The following is a 20056-nucleotide window of genomic DNA, read 5'->3' as shown; positions in this document are numbered from 1 at the left end:
TTGTCTCGGAAAAACTGGCTCCCCTCCCCTCTCCCGTGAGGGAGAGGGGCTGGGGGTTTGCGGCAGAGGGGTTTCTTCTAGCCGCGTCGCCTAGTGCGCGTCGGCCCAGGTCGGCCCGGCACCCACGTCGACGACCAGCGGCACATCGAGCGGGAACACCGTCTCCATCACCTCGCGCACCTTCGCCTTCGCTTCCTCCACGCGATCCTCGGGCACCTCGAACGTGAGCTCGTCGTGCACCGTCAGCACCATGCGCGCGCCCGGCACCACGGGTTCGCCGAGACGAACCATCGCGAGCTTGAGCAGATCCGCGCTCGACCCCTGAATCGGCGTGTTCTGCGCGATCCGCTCGGCGTACGCGCGGCGGCCGCGATCCGAGCTGTGCACGTCCGGCACCATGCGCCGGCGGCCCAGCATCGTCTGCACGACCTGCGTGTGCCGCGCCTCCGTCATCGTGCGCTCCATGAACTCGTGCACGCCGCGGTAACGCTGGAAGTACGCGTCGATGAAGCGCGCGGCCTCGACGCGTGGGATGTCGAGTCGCCTCGCGAGCGCGGCCTCGCCCATGCCGTAAATCACGCCGAAATTGATGGTCTTGCTGCGCCGACGCATCTCGGCCGTCACCTCCGACGTCTCGACGCCGAAGATCTCCATCGCCGTGCGCGTGTGCACGTCCTGCCCCGTGCGGAAAGCGTCGACGAGCACCGGATCCTTCGACAGATGCGCGAGCACGCGGAGCTCGATCTGCGAGTAGTCGGCGGAGAGCACGACGAACCCCGGCGGCGCCACGAACGCGCGCCGGATCAGGCGGCCGAGCTCGGTCCGGATCGGGATGTTCTGCAGGTTCGGATCCTGTGACGAGAGACGGCCCGTGGCCGCGACGGCCTGGCTCCAGCGCGTGTGGATGCGCCCGGTCTCGGGGTGCACGAGCTTCGGCAGCGCGTCGACGTACGTGCCCTTGAGCTTCGCGATCGCGCGGTGTTCGAGCACGATGCCCGGCAGCGGGTGATCGTCGGAGAGCTGCTCGAGCACGTCCGCGTCCGTCGAGCGGCCCGTCTTCGTCTTGCGCAGGCTGCGGAGCTTCAGCTCGTCGAAGAGGATCGTCTCGAGCTGCCGCGGCGACGCGAGGTTCCACTCCTTGCCGGCCGCATCGTGCGCGCGTTTTTCGAGGACCGCGAGCTCCTTCGCCATCTCCTCGCCGAGCGACGCGAGCGCCTTCGGATCGACGAGCACGCCCGTGTACTCCATCTGCGCGAGCACCGACGCGAGGGGCAGCTCGATCTTCGTGAAGAGGTCCGTGAGGTGCGCGGCTTCGAGGCGCGGCGTCTGCTGATCGACGAGCGTGAGAACCACCTCGGGGAAGGCCGCGGCGTAGCCCGTCGCTTGCTCGATCTCGACGTCGTCGAGCGCGCGCTGCGCTTGCCCGCGCTTCTTCGGCGCGAGCTCCTCGAACGGCTGCATCTTCACGCCCGCGTCACGCTCGGCGACGTCGGCGAGCTCGTGCGATGCCTCGGAGTCGAGCAGGTAACTCGCGAGCATCGTGTCGAACGTGATGCCGCGGAGCGAGAGGCCATGGCGGCGCAGAAGAACGTCGACGAACTTCAGATCGTGGCCGAGCTTCGTGATCGCGGGGTCCTTCAGGATCGGACCGAGGACCGAGGCGACGTCGGCCATGCCGACCTGCGCGGGGACGCCGAGGTAGCGATGGCCAATCGGCACGTAGACACTCTGGCCACGCTCGTACGCGAGCGCGAGCCCGCAGACGTGCGCGCGCATGGCCTCGCGTGAGGTCGCGTGGATCTCGATCGCGAGCTTGCCGGCCTTCTGCACCTCCGCAGCGAACGCGGTGAGCTCATCGCGTGTCGCGATCGCGCGCCTGCTGCCGCCCACGGGCGCTGCGGCGGGCACAGCCTTGATGAAGCGCGTGAAGCCGAGCTCCGTGAAGAGGGCCCGCAGCCGCGCGACGTCCGCGCCGCCGTACCGGAGCGCCTCGAAGTCGAAGTCGACCTTCGCTTCCATGTGCAAGCTGACGAGCTTCTGTGAAAGGCGTGCGTCCGCCTCGTGCTCGCGCAGGTTGTCGCGGATCTTCTGGCGCTTGACGCGATCGAGGCCCGCGTAAATCGCGTCGAGCGTGCCGAACTCCTTCAAGAGGTCCGCGGCCGTCTTCACGCCGACGCCCGGCACGCCGGGCACGTTGTCGCTCGTGTCGCCCACGAGCGCGAGCAGATCGCGGAGCTGCGTGGGCGGCACGCCGAACTTCTCCTCGACCTCGGAAGGGCCGTAGACCTTGTCGCGCCCGTCCCAGAGCATCACGCGATCCGCGTCGACGAGCTGCATCAGGTCCTTGTCGCTGCTCACGATCACGACCCGGAGCCCCTGCTCCTTCGCGCGCGCGACCGCGACCGCGAGCAGGTCGTCGGCCTCGAGGCCCTCGGCGATGTAGATCGGGATGCGGTACGCCTCGACGATCTCCTTGCAACGCGCCATCTGCACGTGAAGGTCCGGCGGCGGCGGAGGGCGGTGCGCCTTGTACCGCTCGTCGAGATCGTCGCGGAACGTGCGACCGGGCGAGTCCATCGCGACCGCGAGGAACGCCGGTTTGCGCTCGTCGACGAGCTTCGACAGCATGCTCACGGTGCCGTACGTGGCATGCGTGGGCTCGCCCGTGGGGCTCGTCAGGGGCGTCTGAATCGCGTGATAGGCGCGGAAGACGTACCCCGACAGGTCGATGATGTAGAGGACATCGGAAGCGCCCGGCGGCGGCAACTCGGCCTTGCGGGTGACCATGGGGCGAGCATGTAGCACGGCCGCGAGGCGGATTGGTCGGGCAGCCGAGCGCTACCGCTCGATGCGCTCGCGCGTCACCGTGACCTCGGCGTTGCCCTCGCCCTCGCGCGCGACCGACACCACGACGCGTGATCCGGAGGGCCCGCGGAGCCTCTGGATCGCGTCGGGGAGCGTCATCTCCTGGGCCGATACGCCGTCGATGCGGACGAGACGATCGCCACGACGGAGCCCTGCTTTCGCCCCCGGTCCGTTCTCCACGAGCGACGTGATCACGATGCCGCCAGGCGTGGGCGCGAGGATCGCGCCGATGCCCTCGAGCTCGCTCTCGCTGCCGCCGTCGCCGCGCGCGCGGAGCGTGATGTCCTCGCGGATGACCGACGCGCCGCGCGTGGTCAAACCCGGTACGATGCGGCTCTTGTAGCCGTCGCGCTCCACGCGCACCGAGAACGGCCCCGGCGGCACGCCCACGAGCGAGAACGCACCCTCCGCGTCCGTCGTGACGGGCGCCGCGATGTCGAAACCTCCGCCGCCCGCCATGCCGTCGAGGCGCACCGTCGCCCCCACGATCGGCTTGCGTGTCTCCTCGTCGCGCACCGTGCCCGAGAGCGTCGCCGCGCGCGGGAGCGCGATCCGCACGTTGCGCGCGGTTCGTCCGACCTCGACCTCCACGGTCTCGCTCTTGCCCGGCGGATGCGCCTCCGCGCTCGCGCCGAGCACGTACTTCCCGGGCGGGAGTTTTTCCAAACGGAACGCGCCTGCCGGATCCTCCACCGTCTTCGGCCGGCCACGCGCGCCGATGTCGACGCCCTCCGTGTTCGGCAAGAAGAGCTCGATCGTGAGGCGATACGAGGTCACCGCTGCGCCTTGCTCGTCGACGACCACACCCTCGATCGCGCCGCCCGCGCCGAGCTTCACGACGTTGTCCTTGCCCGCCTCGACACGGACACGCTCGGACGACGGATGCTGCGAGTGATGCGCGACGACCATGCAGCCCGAGGCCTCCGCTGGAAGCCGGAAACGACCCTCCATGTCGGTCGTCGTCGTGAGCTGCGCGCTTCGATCGTCGCAGCCGACGGCCGCGCGCCCGACCGGTTGCCCGTCCGAATCGAGCACGGTCCCGGTCACGTCGTCGTCGGCCGGCGGCTCATCTTCCTTGGCGATCGCCGGCTTCGACGTCGCACGTGGTGTAGGCGTCGTGCTCGCAGGCGCCGTCTCCACGGGCGTTGCGAGGGCCGCTGCCGTGGCGCGCGGGCGCGGCTGTCTCGCAGGTGGCGCGCCGGGGCTCGGCAGCACGAGCCACACGAGGAGCGGCACGGCCAGCATCGCGACGAAGGTCGCGAGCGCAAACGACCAGGCGCGCCGGGGCGCGGTCACGGCTCGACGCCCGGCCCCCCGCTGCCTGCGTCGGGCGCGGCGCTGCGGATGTCGTCGAGCTCGCCGCGCGATGTCTCGCCGGCAGGACCGAGCGCAGGCCCCTCGGGCTCCGCGGGCCACGGCGTCTCGCTGGAAGAGCCGCCGCAGCCGAAGAGCGAGAAGACGAGCAGGACGAGGAGGGATCGCGAACGCATGCGCGGACTATAACCGAGCCGAGGGAGCTCGGCCGGCGGGGATGCTAGCGGGTCTCGGCGAGGTTCGTACGCGCGATCCAGGCGCAGATCGCCGCGTTCAGGACGCACCAGGCGACGAGCGCGACGCGGCCGAAGGGCCCGCCCGCGTCGCCGAGCGCGACGAGCGAGAGCAGGTACGCCCCCGTGCCCACGGAAAGGCCGGCGATCGCCGGGCGCAGGCGCTTGATGCCGAAGCCCACCGCGGTGAGCGCGAAGGGGACGAACGCGTTCGCGAGCGGCAGGAAGCGATGCAGCGAGACGCCCACGAGCAGATCGAGATCCGCGATCGGGCGCGCGGCGACGTCGACCCAGAAGTCCGCGCGCGGCAGGAGCCACGGCGCGAAGAAGAACAGGCCCGGGCCCGCGGCGAGCGCGGGCAGGAGGAAGTCAAGGCGCAGCGGGCTCTTCGCGTCCTTGTTCTTCTTGCGCGCTGCCCGCGCGACGAAGGCCGTCATGAGCACGAGCGCGACGAGGCGCGTGAGCGCGTGCTGCTTCGTCACGGACACGGCCGCCTCGGCCGCGTCGAGCACACCCGCGCCGTAGAGGCGCTTTCCACCATCGGAGCTATCGACCACACGCGCGCTCTTCCGCAACGCGTCCTCGACCGCAGCCGGATCGGTCACGCCGAGGCCCATCACGAGCGCGGCCGCGCCGGCGACGTGGGGCGAGGCCATCGACGTGCCGTTCCAGCCGGGGAACTGCTCGCACTTGTTGCGGCCCTTGTTGCACACCGTCTGCTGCACGACCTTCACGCCGGGCGCGGCGAGATCCACGCCCTCGCCGCGCGACGAGAACGACGCGAGTTTGTCGTTCGGATCGGTCGCGCTCACGCCGATGACGCCGTCGGAGGCGCCGGGGTACTGCACGCTGCCGCCGGTGTTGCCCGCGGCCGCGACGACGACCGCGCCCATGCGGTGCGCGTGTTCGATCGCCTTCTGCAAGACCTTCGAGTTGCGCGGGCCGCCGAGGCTCAGGTTGATCACGTGCGCGCCGTGATCGGCGGCCCAGCGGATGCCGTCGGCCACGTCCGCCGTCGTGCCCCAGCCGTTCTCGTTCAGCACCTTCACCGGCATGAGCCGCGCGCCGAACGCCACGCCCGACGCGCCGATCCCATTGTTCGTCGACTGCGCGATCGTGCCCGCCACGTGCGTGCCGTGGCCCTGATCGTCGTTCGCGTGCTCGTTGCCTGTGACGAAGTTCCAGCCCTCCACGCACTCGGTCGCGGCGAGGTCGGTGCCCTTCATGTACGGGCCGTGGTCCTCGCAAGCGATGCCCGTGTCGACGACGGCGACCGTCACGCCGCGCCCGACCGAAAAGTCCCACGCTCGCTGCGCGCCGATGCGCTGCATGTGCCACTGCTCGCCGGCGAGCGGGTCGTTCGGGACGAACGACGCGCGCACACGCGCGAGCGGCTCGGCGAACTCGACACGCGGATCGCGCGAGAGCCGGTCGAGCACACGCGCCATGTCGCCCGCGGACACCGTCGCGATCTGGATCTTCGTCGACGGCGCGAGCTGCGTCGGCGTGAACGTGAGACCGAAGTCCGTGGCGAGCGAGAGCAGCGAAGACACGTCGAGGTCGTCCCGAGCGTCCACCACGATCTGCCCCGGCACGTCCCAGCTCGTCTCGCCGAGATCCGACGGCGTCGACAAAAACCCTTCCGTCGCGATGGCGACGGGCTCGTAGAGCGGGCCGAGCGCGTCTGCGTAGACCTCTGGAATGCCGTTCGCTTGGGAGGGATCCACGAGCGGGCGCTCAGGTCCTCGGGCGCTCGCGGCGCTTGCGGTGGCGACGAGCGCGGTCGCGACGAGCGTGGTCCGGAGAGCGGCAGACGTTCGCATGGCGTTATCCTAGCGCAGCGCGGAAGCCGGGTCCCGTGCGCATCGAGCCGGCGAGCGGGACGACCTTGGACGCATCGCGGCGTGTGTCGCGTCTTGGCAGCGCTCCCTGAGTCGTGGTAGCGGCCGCTTCCATGGAGTTCTTGATTCCCTCGCGAACCGCGCGCCCCGCGGACGATCCCATCTTCGCGCTGAACGCGGAAGCGCAGGCGAGAAAGAAGTCCGGTGAGCCGGTCATCAACGCGACCGTCGGCGTGCTGCTCGACGACGACGGCAAGCTCGCGGTGATCGGCGCCGTGGTCGAAGCGCTGCGCTCCGTGCCGCCCGAGGTCGGCGCCGCGTACGCCCCGATCGCCGGCCCGCCGGCCTTCTTGCAGGGCGTCATCGACGACCTCTTCGCCGGCCGCCCCGAGGCCTCCTTCGCGACCGCGGTCGCCACGCCCGGCGGCTCCGGCGCGCTCCGCCACGCCATCACCACGTTCCTCGAACCGCAGCAGATGCTGCTCACGACCGGCTTTTACTGGAGCCCGTACAAGACCCTCGCGGACGAGGCGGATCGCACCCTCGCGACGTTCCGCATGTTCGACGACAAGGGCCGCCTCGACGTCGCCGACTTCGAGCGCAAGCTCGCCGGCGTCCTCGACGCGCAAGGCCGCGCGCTCGTCTTCCTGAACACGCCTTGCCACAACCCGACGGGTTATTCGCTCGACGCGCAAGACTGGAACGGCATCGTCGACGTCGTCGGGCGCGCCGCCACGCGTGGACCGATCACCGTGCTGCTCGACGTCGCTTATGGGCGGTACGCGAAGCAAAACCTGACGGAGACGTTCGCGCCGGCGCTGCGCCTCGCGGACAAGGCCATGGTCCTCTTCGCCTGGTCCGCGTCGAAGTCGTTCACGCAGTACGGCCTGCGCGTCGGCTCGCTCGTCGCGCTCTGCCCCGACGACGGCGAGCGCGCGCGTGTCCAGAATGCGCTCACGTACGCGAGCCGCGGCACGTGGTCGAACTGCAACGCCGCCGGCATGAACGCCATCGCCCGGGTCCTCGCCGATCCGGATCTCCGCGCCCGCGTCGATCAAGAACGCGCGGCGTACAAGGACCTCCTCGACCGTCGCGTCGAGCGCTGGAACACGCTCGCGACCACCGCGGGCCTCGGCTATCCCCGCTACGACGGCGGCTTCTTCACCACGGTGTTTTGCGAGGACGCGCTGGGTGCCGCCGCGCGCCTGCGCCAGGAAGGCATCTTCGTGGTGCCGGTCCAGGGCGCGCTCCGGGTCGGGATTTGCTCGGTCCCCGAGCGGGACATCGAGCGGCTCGTCGACGGGCTCGGGCGGGCGACGAACCCCTGATCGTCCGGGCGCCCTGACGACCGCGACGAAATTCGAGCGTTCTGGTAACGTCTCGAATCCATTGTCGCGCCGCTCGGCGCGCCTCGGAGGCCGTGAGAATGGGAAGGTTCGAGATGGGTGCGACTCGCCAAAGGCCGTGGGGGCTCGTGGGTGTCTCGGCAGCGCTCGTGATGCTGCTCGGCGGATGCCCGGATGCGTTGACCCTGGGACCCGAGGGTCCCGGAGCCTCGGGCGGCGCAGGCACCGGCGGAGGAGGAGGGAGCGGCGGCGATGGCGGCGGCGTTCCCACGACCTGCATCTCGAACTCCGATTGCCCCGCGCCCACCGCGGTCTGCGACACGAAGAAGTCGACGTGCGTCGAGTGCCTCGAAATCCAGGACTGCGCCTTCCGCCCCGGCACGATCTGCTCCCAGGGGGAGTGCGTCTGTCCGACCGCGGGTGAGTCGTTCTGCGGCGATCCCGCGCGTTGCGTCGATCGGCAGACGAGCAGCCAGGACTGCGGCACCTGCGGGCACGCATGCTTCGGCGCATGCACCGAGGGCAAGTGCGCCGACGCCTGGGAGCCGACGCCGACGCAGGAGGCGCCCGCCGCGCGCTCGCATCACGTCGCCGTGTGGACCGGCGCGACGATGATCGTCTGGAGCGGCAACACCGCCGGCGGCACCACGAACACCGGCGGCATGCTCGACCTCGACACGGGCACGTGGACGCCGATGAGCACCGCGAACGTCCCGCCGCCGCGCGCCCGCGCCCGCGCCGTCTGGACCGGCACGCACATGGTCGTCTGGGGCGGCGAGAACGGCATGCCCGTCAAGACGGGCGGCGTGTTCAACCCGATCTCGAACACGTGGTCGTCGATGGCCACGGCCGGCGCGCCCTCGCCGCGCTCGGGTCACACGATGGTGTGGACCGGCTCGAAGGTGATCGTGTGGGGCGGGTTCGACGGGACGAACTACCTCGGCGACGGCGGCGCGTACGACGTGACCGAGGACCGTTGGGATCCGCTCCCCGCGGGCGGCGCGCCGCCGAGCCCGCGCTCGGATCACTCGGCCGTGTGGACGGGCTCGGACATGATCGTGTTCGGCGGCTACGGCTTCAACGGCGTCGAGGTCACCTACCTCGGCGACGGCGCCGAGTTCGATCCGGGCACGGGCGTCTGGAGCGCCGTCAAGGATGGCCAGCCGCCGGCGCGCGCGCGTCACGCGGCCGAATGGACGGGCACCGAGATGATCGTCTGGGGCGGCTACGACCTGCTCGGGCCGGCCTCGATCGGCGCGCGGTACAAGCCGAAGATCGAGTGGAGCTTCATGACGACCGAGGGCGCGCCCGACCTCCGGCAGTACCACACGGCCGTGTGGATCGCGCCGCGCCTCATCGTGTGGGGTGGCCAGAACGTCGACGGCACCTACCTCAACACGGGCTCGCTCTACAACCCGGCGACGAACACCTGGAGCGCGAAGCCGATCCCGACCGCGCCCATCGGCCGCGCGCATCACACGGCCATCAGCACGGGGAGCAAGATGGTCATCTGGGGCGGCGTCACGCCCGGCGGCGGCGTCACGAACACCGGCGGCATCCTCGATCCGTCGATCCTCCCCTGATCCATGCACTGGGCGCGCTTCGCCCTCGCGCTCTCGTCCTTCCTCGGGCTCGCGTCGTGCACGAGCGCGCAGCGCGAACCCGAGGCGGACGTCACGCTCGTCCTCGCCTCGTACTCGGCGCCACGTGACGCCTTCGACCGCGGCGTCCTCCCGGCCTTTCAAGCGCACTACGAGGCCCGCACGGGCAAGCGCATCCGCGTGCGCACCTCGTACCTCGCGAGCGGCGCGCAGTCTCGCGCCGTCGCCTCCGGCTTTCCGGCCGACGTCGTCGTGCTCGCGCTCGCCCCGGACGTCACGCGCCTGGAAAAGGAAAAGCTCATCACGCACGACTGGCGCAAGCGTGGCCGGCGCGGCTCCTTCACCACCTCGATCGTGGCCCTCGCGGTTCGTCCGGGCAACCCCAAGGGCATCACGGGTTTTTCCGATCTCGCGCGCCCTGGCCTCGACGTGCTCATGCCGAACCCGAAGACGAGCGGCGGCGCGATGTGGAACGTCAGCGCGCTCTGGGCCTCGGCGCTCCGCGGCCATGCGGGCGTCGCCGCGAACGACGAGACTGCCGCGCAGGGCTACCTCCACCGCGTCTTGAAGAACGTGGCCATCGCGGACAAGGGCGCGCGCGAGAGCCTCATCACGTTCGAGAAGGGCGTCGGCGACGTGGCCATCACCTACGAGAGCGAGGTCTTCGCGGGCCGCGCCGCCGGCCGCACCTACGACATGGTGATACCCACCTCGACCATGGTCGTCGAGGTCATGGCGGCCGTGGTGGACGTCAACGCCCAGAAGCACGCCCGCTTGCCCGAGGCCGAGGCCTTCGTCGATTATTTGAGCTCCAACGAGGCCCAGCACATCCTCGCGACGTACGGCTTCCGCAGCGACGACCCCGAGGTGCGCGCCGCGCACGCCGCCGCCTTCCCCGAACTCGAAGACCCGGTGCGGATCGATTCGCTCGGCGGCTGGAACGAGGTCGTGCCGAAGCTTTTCGGCAAGGACGGCGTCTTTCCGCGCACGTGGGAGACCGTGTACGCGGCGCCTTGAGCGCTACTCGAGCGCGCCTTCTTCCACCACGGCGACGAACTTGTCCTGCTTCTTCTGCTGCGCCCACATCACGGCCTGACGCGGCCGGATGAAACCCGCGCCCTGCTGGATCTTCGGGTATTGCGGCATGGGCGCGGCCGTCGCGAGCAGGCCCTCGCGGATCTGCGCGGGCGTGAGGCTCGGGTTCGCTTCGAGCATCTGCGCCGCCACGCTCGCGGCGATCGGCGCCGCGAACGACGTCCCGTCGACGTGCTGGTAGTCGACGCCGATGTACTTCTGCCGGTTGATGCGCGCGCTCACCGCGTCGATGAGCCCGTTCACGCTGCTACGCTCGTCGTGGCTCGCGCGCTGCTTCTGCTCGGAAAAGCCCTGCTCCACGGAGAGCTCCTCGAGCACGGAGAGGAGCTGGAAGAGCGCGACCGCTTCACGTGCGACGAGCGTGCCGGGCAGCATCGGTGCGGGCACCCAGATCGCGGGGGCGACGAGGTCCGGCTTGTCGAGGCCCGCGCGGATCGTGCCGTAGCTCGACGGCCAGAGTGACGCGTCGCCTTCGCGCTCGCCCTTGTCGTCGAGCCCGCCCACGGTGATCGCCTCGGGCGCGGACGCGGGCGGGCGCGAGGGCCTCCCTGGCGTGTTGCCTGCGGCGGCGAAGACCGTGATCCCCGCGGCGACGACCTCGGCCACGGCGGCCTCGACCTCGGCCTGGTCGGGATCACTCGACGGCGCGGCGAGCGACACGTTGAGCACGCGGATGCCGAGGTGCGGATAACGCAGCGGGAAGCGGATCGCGTGGGCGACGTTCTTGCCCGTGATCTTTCCTTCGCTGCTGAGAGCCTTGATGAGCACGACCTCGGCTTCCGAGGCGAGCCCGCGGTAACGCCCCCCCGAGACGTAGCCGTTTCCTGCGGCGGTGCAGGCGGTCATCGTGCCGTGCCAGGACGCGGCGCGCGGCGTGAAGAAGTCGTCGGCGACGGCCTCGTCGCGGGTCGCGTCGGCGTACGCCTTGATACGGCGCTTCGGACGCATGAGGTCGGGGTGTGGATAGAAGCCGCTGTCGACGAGGGCGATGACGACGCCGCGGCCGGTGAAGCGGGGGTTGGCGTCGAGGCGCTCGGGGATGGAGAGGAGCTGGGGGCGGGCCATCGGGGGCGTGGTTGTGACACCGAACGAGGGTGGAGGGCAATGGCAGGGAGCGGGGGAAACGGAGGTCTCGTGGTGTGGCACAGCGCATCGGGATCGCGGGGGGCGGCGGCGATCCGAACGCGCCTCGTTTTTTCGATAAGATGCGGTGGAAATAGCACCAATGCCGCCAGCGCCATTTTCGGTCGGCCGAGCCTCGCATTGCGAATATTCGTGCGAGCCCCGAGATCAGCGCAGCGCCGTGCTGTGCTTCCGTACCCTGCAACACCCTTGACTTTGGGGTTTTTCTCCGTTCTACTCGAAGTGGGAATCGTTGGCAAAACACGGTCGCGCCTGGAGGGCCTCATGAACCTCATGGGTTCTGCCTTATATTGTCCGCTACCTTCGGCGCTCCATCCGAACGGCGCGGAGGCGCAGGCCGCGACCCTCCGGTGGGCGCGCAGCCACGACCTTCTCGCGACGGAGACCGGCTACGCGCGGCTCGAAAAAATTCAGCTTGGAACGCTCGCCGCGCGATTTTTCCCCCATATCGATGCCAAAGCGTTGCAAATTGCGACGGATTGGCTCGCGGTGTTTTTCCTGACGGACGACCTGAGCGAGCGGGCGGAGGTTCATCCGATCGATACCGCCACATTGCTAGGTCGACAGGTGGGCGTCCTGCGTGGGACCGAGCCGCCGCGGAGCGACGTACCGATGGCGCACGCGTTCGAGGATCTCCGGCTGCGGATGACGAATACGTTCTCCGAAGCCTGGTTCGCTCGTTTCGTCGACAAGGTCGCGGATCTGTTCGCCGGTTTTGCGTGGGAGGCGATCAATCGACGGAACCGGTTCGTCCCGCACGGGGATCTCTATCTGGAGGCGCGGAAGACCACGATTGGCCTGTATCCGCTCATCGAGCTCGCCGACGCGGATCGTGCCCGTCCCGCGGGGACGGCGGCCCGGAAGCGGCCGGAGGTCTCGCAGCTCGAAAGCCTGGCTTGCTTGCTCGTGGGAATGGCGAACGATTTGTTCACGTATGCGCGGGAGCTCGAGGAGGGCGATTACCACAACCTCGTCCTCGTGCTCATGCGCGAGAAAAGAATCGGCGCCGCGCAGGCGGAGGAGCTCGTGATCGGCATGCACAACGAGCGCATGCGCCAGTGGTTCCAGCTTTCGGAGCGACTACGCCAGGACGATCCCGACGAGAGCACGCGCCGCTTCGTCACCGCGCTCGGGCATCTGCTCCGTGGCCATCTGGATTGGGCTTATGACAACGGGCGGTATCAAGTATCTCCCACGTTGCCGCCGAGGGTCGCGGTCCAGCAGCCTGTGGAATGATTGTCGCGCAGCAGCGATGTTTCTAGCGGGACGAATACGACGGGGGGTGCATCACCGTGGCGATCGCGGAGGCCATCATGTCTCGGAGGAACGATGCAAAATAATCGGCGACCCAGTCGGAGAGATTCCTCGGCGAGGCGCTGGGGAATGCGTGCATCACATCCATGGAGATGATCAGGCTGACGCTCGCCGCGCCGTAAAGGAGCTTGGGCAATGTCTCCCCATTCGTCACGAGACCAGGGATGACCGTCTCCAGGTAGAATGTCCGCTTTTCGTTGCTATCCTCGACGAGGGCCTCGGACATGATCGCGACGTACCCCGCGATGATCTGGTGAAGATCCTGGCGCTGATAATCCTTCGCCTGCGTGAGCTCGACGGCGCGGGCGAGCGCGTCCGTGTACTTCTCGACGTTCCCTTGAACGAATTGAGCGAGCTGCAGACGGTCGCCTTCGGTGAGCATCGACCCATGCTACCACCAACGTACGTCCTGAGAATACCGTTCACTGGGACCATCCGGGCGTCGAGCATGCCTCCCCAAGATCCACCTCACACTCCTCCCGACAAGCGTGCTGCAGGGCGTAAAAAGGCAGAAAAAGGGGTTTGTCGAGGGGCCTCGCGAAGCGCTCGCGTGTACGGACCGTCCAAACCCACCCAACGACTCGACGCACCTGTCAAGAGGAATTTTTCGCGCCAGAATCCCGCATACATGACGGGACGCGATAATCCGAGCGCCCGGCATGCTCGTGTGGGAAGGCCGCTGAACAACGCACACGTCTGTGCGTTTTGTTACTGAACAACGCGGGTGCCTCGGCGCGCTTCGGAAGCGCATGGTTCCGCCTCGGTTCCACGTGAACGCGCCCGGACCACGCCCCGCTAGCCCCTTGTGGACGGACAGGTGCCGTGGTACCAGGGCTCTATGGAAGCGTGGGCAACTGAGCTCCTCGAAGTGTGGACGCGGAACCGTGACGTCATCGCCGACACGATGCTCGATGCAACGTCGAACAACCCGTACCTCCCCGTGAAGTATACGCGGGAAGACCTCATGCAGATCTTCGACGGGGCTCGCGCGATGATGGCCGAGGACCTCGGCGGGGAGAGCTCGGAGCTCCGGGATACGTACATGAACTCCGTCGTCCCCGGGCTCGTCGCAGGCGGCCAGCCGCTCTCCGCCATCGCAGGTCAAATCGTGATCAATGCGATACAGCTTCAATCGGTCCTCATTCCGGCGATGAGCGAAAAGCACCGCAACCAGGCCGCTACGTTCTTCCGGAACTGGTACTGCAGAATGTGTATGGACACCGTGCGGATCGGTCTCGAGCAGGGCGCGAAGGTCTGAGCCGCCACCTCCCCCCGAACCTCGTTCGCACGTCTTCCAAGCCGGCCTTGCCTCTGCGTCGACGGAGCCTTCGTCGCTGATGGTTGAGCCTTTCGTTCCTTCACGATCGACGCAAGGCCGCGAGGCGTCGTGACCTCCCGGCAGCCCTCCGGCGGCTCCACGCTCGAGCGGGCCCTGCTCGCGCTCGAAAAGATGGAGGCGAAGCTCCTCGCCGCCGAGCGCGCCAAGACCGAACCACTCGCGATCATCGGGCTCGGATGCCGTCTCCCGGGCGGCGTCAGGGGCCCCTCGACGTTGTGGCAGATGCTCCGCGCCGGCATCGACGCCGTCACGGAAGTCCCGCCGGAGCGGTGGGCCCCCACGACGACGACCCCCGAGGCCGCAGCCCGGTGGGCCGGCCTCCTCGACCACGTGGACCAGTTCGACGCGCCCTTCTTCGGCATTGGCCGGAACGAGGCCGCGGACATGGATCCACAGCAGCGCCTCCTGCTCGAAGTGACCTGGGAGGCCCTCGAAGACGCGGCGATCCCCCCGGATCGCCTCCTCGGCAGCAAGACGGGCGTCTTCGTGGGCACGAGCACGCACGATTACGCGGACCTGCTCGCCGCGAATGCGCCCGAGCCGAGGGCCTATGTCCCGACGGGCATCAGCACTTCGTTCGTGGCAGGTCGCATTGCCCATCATCTCGGTCTCCGCGGCCCCACCACGGTCATCGACGCGGCCTGCGCCTCCTCGCTCGTTTGCCTGCACCTGGCCTGCCAAAGCCTGCGCCGGGGTGAATGCGACCTGGCCATCGTCGGCGGGGTGAACCTGCTTCTCTCGCCCCATACGTCGAATCTCCTCTCGGCGCTCCAGATCCTGTCTCCCGACGGGCGATGCCGCACGTTCGACGCGCGCGCCAATGGGTATGTCCGGGCCGAGGGCGTGGGCGTCGTCGTGCTCGAGCGCCTCTCCGACGCGCAGCGCCGCGAGAATCGAATCTGGGCGCTCGTCCGGGGCTCGGCGATGAACCAGAGCGGCCGCTCGACGAGCCTGACCGCGCCAAACGCGAAGGCGCAGGCCGCTTGCGTCCGCGCGGCGCTCGAGGACGCGCGGATCGGACCCGAGCGGGTCGGATACGTCGAGGTCCATAGCAATGGCTCTCCGCTCGGGGACCCGGTCGAGCTCGAGGCCCTCCGCGAGGCACTCGGCCCCCCGCGCCCCGATGGCTCGAAATGCGTGCTCGGCTCGATCAAGACCCGCATCGGGCACGCCGAGGCCGCGTCGGGGATGGCCTCGCTCATCAAAACGGTCCTCGTGCTGAACCACGAGACCATCCCGGTGAACCTGCACTTCGAGAGCCTGAATCCGAACGCGTCGATCGACGGCACGCCGTTCGTCTTTCCGACCTCGGAGCTCCGGTGGAGGCGCGGCGCGACGCCCCGGATCGCCGGCGTCAGCTCGACGGGACTGAGCGGCGCCAATGCCCACGCCGTCCTCGAGGAGCCGCCCCGGGCCCAGCTCGCCCAGGACAAACCCGAGCGGCCGCTGCACCTCTTCGTCCTCTCCGCGAAGACTCCCGAGGCACTGCGCGATCGAGCGAAACAAATGCTCCATCACGTCAGTTCGCACCCGGATCAATCCCTCGGCGACATTTGTCATACACTCGGCGCCGGGCGGGCGCATTTCGAGCATCGCTTCGCGGCCGTCGTCGGCACGGTCGCGGAGGTGACGGGGCAGCTCGCGGATTTCATGGACGGCGCTCCGAGCGCCTATGTCAGCGGGCGCGTGGAAGGCGGCCCGGCGCGCAAACGCGTGGCCTTCGTGCTCGACGGGACCGCGGCGCAAGCGGCCGGCGCGCTCGGCAGCCTCGCCGCGGCGCCCCCAGCGCTCCGAGCCGCGGCGGAGCGCGCCGATGAGGCCGTCCAGGCGCACCTCGGGCGCCATGTCCTGCCGATCCTGCACGACGAGGGGGCGGCGCGAGCCCCTCTCGACGCTGTCGACGCCGAGCTCGCACTCTTCGCCCTGCAATACGCGCTCGTCGAGCTCTGGGGCTCGTGGGGGATCGAGCCCGCGGCGGTGATCGGCCAGGGCACCGGCGAATGCGTGGCCGCCTGGGCCGCCGGTATGCTCGATCTCCCCGACGCGGTCCGCCTCGCCGCGGCACGGGCGCGTCTCCTCGAAAGCGAAGGCCGGGACGTCGCGTCCGTCGCGCAAGCGCTCGCGAGCGTGAAGCTCGGCGCTCCGAAACGGAATTTCCTTCCGAGCCTCGGCGGCGCGTTCTCGGCGAGCTCACTCGGCACGACGACCTACTGGGAGCGTCAGGTTCGCGAAGGGATGTCCGTGGGCTCCGCGACAAACGACCTCGCGGCGCAGGGATATACCGCGCTCCTCGAAATCGGCCCGGCGCCCGTGCTCGCGACGCGGACCGCCGCCCCGCCCTCCTCGCCCGTTTTTCCATCGCTGCGGCCCTCGCGTCCCCCCATTCGTGTCCTCCACGAAACCCTCGCCGCCCTGTATGTGCGCGGTGTGGAAATACGCTTCACCGGCATGGATGCGCCGCACCCCTATCGGCGCATCGCCCTGCCGACCTATCCATTCCAGCGACAAAAATACTGGTTTGGCGAGGCCGCACGGTCCGCTCCGCAGCGCCCGGCGACGGACGGCCATCCCCTCCTCGGCCACGCGCTCGAGCCCCGCGCGGACCGCCCGGAGACACGCACGTGGCAGGTCGTCCTCGACGATGCGAGCCGCCGCAGCATCGGCGTCCAGCGCGTCGCCGGGACCGTGCGCCTCTCCTCCGGCGGGCTCGTCGAGGTGGCGTGCGCCGCCGCGAGGGAGCTCTTCGGGAACGCGGCGTGGGAGGTCGATCTCTCGCTCGGCGACCCGCCCGTGCTCCACGAGCACGAGCCCGGCATGCTCCAGGTCATCGCCACCCCCGAGGGGCCCGGCAAGGCCTCCGTGGGCATCTTCTGCCGGGAGCGCGACGCGAGCCCCTGGAGGCGGATCGCCCACGGCAAGATCGCGCCCACGTACGAGGCGGAGGAGGAAAGCGCCCCGCCGAGCATGCGCCCCGGCCGGCGACAGGGCGTGCCCACGGCGCTCTGGGAGCGGCGGTTCGAGGCGTTCGGCGTCGACACGCAGGCCTTCCGCGTCGACCAGCTCTGGCGCCGCGACGTCGAGACCCTGGCCCGCGTGACGCTCGAAAGCGGCAGCATTGCCGCGGCGGTCCTCCGCGCCGCGACCGCGATCGCGTCGATCACGCACCCCGCGGCGCATGGCCGCGCGTGGATGATCGAGGCTGTCGAGGGCGTCAACGTGCGGCCCACGTCGCTCGAAGGCCGCGCGTGGCTGCGGCTCAACTGGATCTCGAACGACGGCTTCACCGCGCGCATGAGCATGGAGCTCGTGGGCGAGAGCAGGGAGCTCTCCGGCGTCGCGCGGCGCATCGACGTCCGCGCGGAGGACCCTGCCGCCGCGCTCCGCGCCGCGGGCAAGGAGCCGCTCGAGGGAGCTTTCGTCGAAATGGTTTGGCGCGAAATGCCTCCCCCGATGGCGCCCGCCGCGGCGCAGCGGCGGTGGGTCGTGATCGCCGATGCCGGGGGCGTGGGCGCCTCCCTCGCCGCAAAGCTCGACGCGGCCGGGGACATCGTGGTGACGCTGCCCGCGGCCGGCGTCCAGCAGCGCGTCGACGACCTCGCCCTCGTCCTCGGGATCTCCGGGCCGTTCTTCGGCGTCGTGTACCTCGGCGCGCTCGACGCGGCCCCGGACGATTCGCTCTCCGACGAGACGCTCGAACAGGCCTTGCAAAAAGGCTCGTTCGCGCTCCTTTCCGTCGTGGAGCTCCTCGCGGCGCAGGTCCAGGTACCTCGCCTCTGGATCGTCACGCGGGGCGCGCAGGCGGCCGGCGGCGTGGCGGCGGGGAATTTCGCGCAGGCCGGCCCCTGGGGCCTCGGCCGCGTCCTTTCGCTCGAACGTCCGGATATGTGGGGCGGCATGATCGACCTCGATCCCGCGCCGAACACCGAAGAGGGAGCGCGGCTCGCGCAGATCCTCGCCGTCGCGGGATCCGAGGACCACCTCGCGCTCCGCGGCGACAAACGCTACGTGGCACGGCTCACGCGCGCCGCCACGCCCGTGCAAGAGCCGATCGAGGTTCGTCCCGACCGAACCTATCTCTTGACGGGCGCGGAATCGAAACTCGGCATCGAGGCTGCGCATTGGCTCGTCACGCGGGGCGCGCGCTCCTTGCTCCTCGTCACGGCCGCCACGCCGAGCGATACGACCGAGCGAGACGCGGCCGTACGCGCGCTGGAAGCTCGTGGGGCCAAGATCCTCCTCGCCCAGGCAGACCTCACCCGCGCGGACGTGGTGCGCGAAGCCCTGTCGCTCGCGACATCGAAGCTCGGCGGCGTCGTCCACGCCGCGCATGCCCGTGAAGGCGGCCTGCATCGCCTGACGAGCCGCGATTCCCTCGACGCGCTCCGCGCCGCGCAGCGACAAACGTTGCTCGCTCTTTTTTCGCTCCACGCGGCCACGGCGACGCTCCCTCTCGATTTCTTCATCGTCTTCTCCTCTGCGCCGGCCGCGCTCGGCTGGGAGGGCCTCGGCGCGGACGCTGTGGGCGCCGAATACGCGAGCGGCCTCGCGCGGCTCCGCGCCCGCGCGGGTCTGCCCGCGACGGTCGTTCATCTCTCGTTTTCCGAGGAACATCGCGCCGGCCATATGGAATACGAGGACGCGCTCCTCGCCGCCGGCCTCCAGGGAATGCCGCCGCCGCTCGCCTTGCAGGCGGCCGAGCTCCTCGCATCCGGGTCCCCCACGTCGACCCTCGTCGCGTGGGCCGACTGGGACCTCTTCGAGCAATCCCACCACGCGCGAACGGACCGTCCCCTCTTCGAGGTCCTCGGCGAGGCGCGCGGCGCGCGAACCGGCACGGCCACGCTGCGAAGGCGGGTCGCGGCCGCGGAGCTCGACAAAGCGCGGTGGCTCGTCGAAAACGTCGTCCGTGGCGAGGTCGCGCGCGTGCTCGACCTGAACCCCACCGACACGCCGCCGGCCGACCGGGATTTGCTGACGCTCGGCATGGATTCGATCATGGGCGTCCAGCTCCTCACGAGCCTCGGCGCGGCCTTCGGCGTGCACCTGCCGACGAGCGCACTCCTCACGCGCACGACCATCGAAGGTTTGTCGCAGCGAATCCTCGGCAACCTGCGCACTGGCGACGACGGGGCCGCGACGGGGCCGCTGAGCCGGGGCGGCCTGCTCGTCGAGTTCGTCCGCGAAGGCACGAGGACCCCGTTTTTCATGGCGCCCCCCTCGACGGGATCGGCGCTCGTCTTTCAATCGCTTGCCAAAGAGCTCGGGCCCGATCAGCCCTTTTATGGCTTCAACGCGCCCGGCGTCGATACGGCCGAGCCTCCCTGCGATCGGATCGAGGTCATCGCCGCTCGGTATCTCGAAGAGCTACGCAAGGTGCAACCGCGTGGCCCTTACCGGCTCGGCGGGTATTCGTTCGGCTCGCTGGCCGCGTTCGAGATGGCGCAGGTCCTGCGCCGCGCCGGCGAGCGTGTCGAGGCGCTCGTGCTCGGGGACATGCCCGAGCCGAGCCACCGTAGGGCCGTGCGCTCCTCGATCGTTGACCTCGCGGATATTTTCGACTTGCCCGCCGATACGGAAACCCTCGCCGCGTCGACCCACGAGGAGCTGCTCACGATGGTCGCGGCCGCCGTGGGCATTCGATTGATGCTGCCGTCGACCGTCGGGGAGTCGGAGCGGCAGCTACGTATCTTCCGGGCCCATCTGAGCTCTGTCGCAGCCTATGTGCCCTCGCCGTACGACGGCCCGGTCACGTTGCTCCGGGCGCAGGAGAGCGCCCGATCGCAGGCGCGCACGGGCGTCTCGCCCGACGACCCGTCGCTCGGCTGGCAGACCGTCTGCACGCAGACGGTGCGCGTCCTGGATGTCCCGGGCGACCATTACACGATGTTCCTCGCGCCGTGTGTCACGGAGACCGCGCGGGCGCTGCGGCAGGTGCTCGACGAGCTCGACGGGCGCTGAGCGGGCG

Annotated in this window: 12 protein-coding genes; 6 read left to right on the top strand and 6 right to left on the bottom strand. The window is 69.6% G+C overall.

Annotated features, from left to right (window positions below):
* Positions 1 to 90 precede the first annotated feature (90 nt).
* From polA to KEG38_RS11870, 4 genes are read right to left on the bottom strand one after another with little or no spacing between them, the layout of a single operon-like run.
* A complete protein-coding gene (polA, locus tag KEG38_RS11885) occupies positions 91 to 2787 on the bottom strand; it encodes a DNA polymerase I (protein ID WP_272419475.1) in 2697 nt (898 codons plus the stop codon).
* A 51-nt stretch (positions 2788 to 2838) separates the two neighbouring features.
* On the bottom strand, positions 2839 to 4161 hold the full coding sequence (locus KEG38_RS11880) for a carboxypeptidase regulatory-like domain-containing protein (protein WP_272419474.1): 1323 nt from the start codon (positions 4159 to 4161) through the stop codon (positions 2839 to 2841).
* Positions 4158 to 4355 carry a hypothetical protein gene (locus KEG38_RS11875; RefSeq protein WP_272419473.1) on the bottom strand — a complete coding sequence of 66 codons (198 nt, stop codon included), beginning with the start codon at positions 4353 to 4355 and terminating at the stop codon, positions 4158 to 4160. Before KEG38_RS11875 ends, KEG38_RS11880 begins: the two co-directional genes overlap by 4 nt.
* Positions 4356 to 4399: 44 nt before the next feature.
* Positions 4400 to 6235: a S8 family peptidase gene (locus KEG38_RS11870; protein WP_272419472.1), complete on the bottom strand. Its 1836-nt coding sequence runs from the start codon at positions 6233 to 6235 to the stop codon at positions 4400 to 4402.
* 131 nt (positions 6236 to 6366) lie between these two features.
* Between KEG38_RS11870 and KEG38_RS11865 the strand changes: the two genes are divergently transcribed.
* From KEG38_RS11865 to KEG38_RS11855, 3 genes are all read left to right on the top strand, one after another.
* On the top strand, positions 6367 to 7581 hold the full coding sequence (locus KEG38_RS11865) for an aminotransferase class I/II-fold pyridoxal phosphate-dependent enzyme (protein ID WP_272419471.1): 1215 nt from the start codon (positions 6367 to 6369) through the stop codon (positions 7579 to 7581).
* Between the two features lie 113 nt (positions 7582 to 7694).
* Positions 7695 to 9182, top strand: coding sequence for a Kelch repeat-containing protein (locus KEG38_RS11860; RefSeq protein ID WP_272419470.1), 1488 nt, complete (start codon positions 7695 to 7697; stop codon positions 9180 to 9182).
* 3 nt (positions 9183 to 9185) lie between these two features.
* A complete protein-coding gene (locus tag KEG38_RS11855; protein WP_272419469.1) occupies positions 9186 to 10217 on the top strand; it encodes a sulfate ABC transporter substrate-binding protein in 1032 nt (343 codons plus the stop codon).
* A gap of 3 nt (positions 10218 to 10220) precedes the next feature.
* Here KEG38_RS11855 and KEG38_RS11850 read toward each other — a convergent pair whose 3' ends face one another.
* A complete protein-coding gene (locus KEG38_RS11850) occupies positions 10221 to 11360 on the bottom strand; it encodes a S8 family serine peptidase (RefSeq protein WP_272419468.1) in 1140 nt (379 codons plus the stop codon).
* 342 nt (positions 11361 to 11702) lie between these two features.
* On the opposite strand from KEG38_RS11850, the gene KEG38_RS11845 reads away from it, so the two are divergent.
* Positions 11703 to 12674, top strand: a complete 972-nt coding sequence (locus tag KEG38_RS11845; protein ID WP_272419467.1) for a terpene synthase family protein — start codon at positions 11703 to 11705, stop codon at positions 12672 to 12674.
* A 22-nt stretch (positions 12675 to 12696) separates the two neighbouring features.
* Here KEG38_RS11845 and KEG38_RS11840 read toward each other — a convergent pair whose 3' ends face one another.
* On the bottom strand, positions 12697 to 13134 hold the full coding sequence (locus tag KEG38_RS11840; RefSeq protein ID WP_272419466.1) for a hypothetical protein: 438 nt from the start codon (positions 13132 to 13134) through the stop codon (positions 12697 to 12699).
* Positions 13135 to 13590: 456 nt separating this feature from the next.
* Between KEG38_RS11840 and KEG38_RS11835 the strand changes: the two genes are divergently transcribed.
* Positions 13591 to 14010, top strand: a complete 420-nt coding sequence (locus tag KEG38_RS11835) for a hypothetical protein (RefSeq protein WP_272419465.1) — start codon at positions 13591 to 13593, stop codon at positions 14008 to 14010.
* A 129-nt stretch (positions 14011 to 14139) separates the two neighbouring features.
* Positions 14140 to 20049 (top strand): type I polyketide synthase, encoded by a 5910-nt coding sequence (locus KEG38_RS11830; protein ID WP_272419464.1) that lies wholly within the window; start codon positions 14140 to 14142, stop codon positions 20047 to 20049.
* Positions 20050 to 20056 lie beyond the last annotated feature (7 nt).

The sequence above is a fragment of the Polyangium jinanense genome (assembly GCF_028435265.1).
GTDB classification, from domain to species: Bacteria; Myxococcota_A; Polyangia; order Polyangiales; family Polyangiaceae; genus Polyangium; species Polyangium jinanense.
Note: the sequence above shows the minus strand (reverse complement) of the source record. Positions and strands in the feature narration are given on the sequence as shown.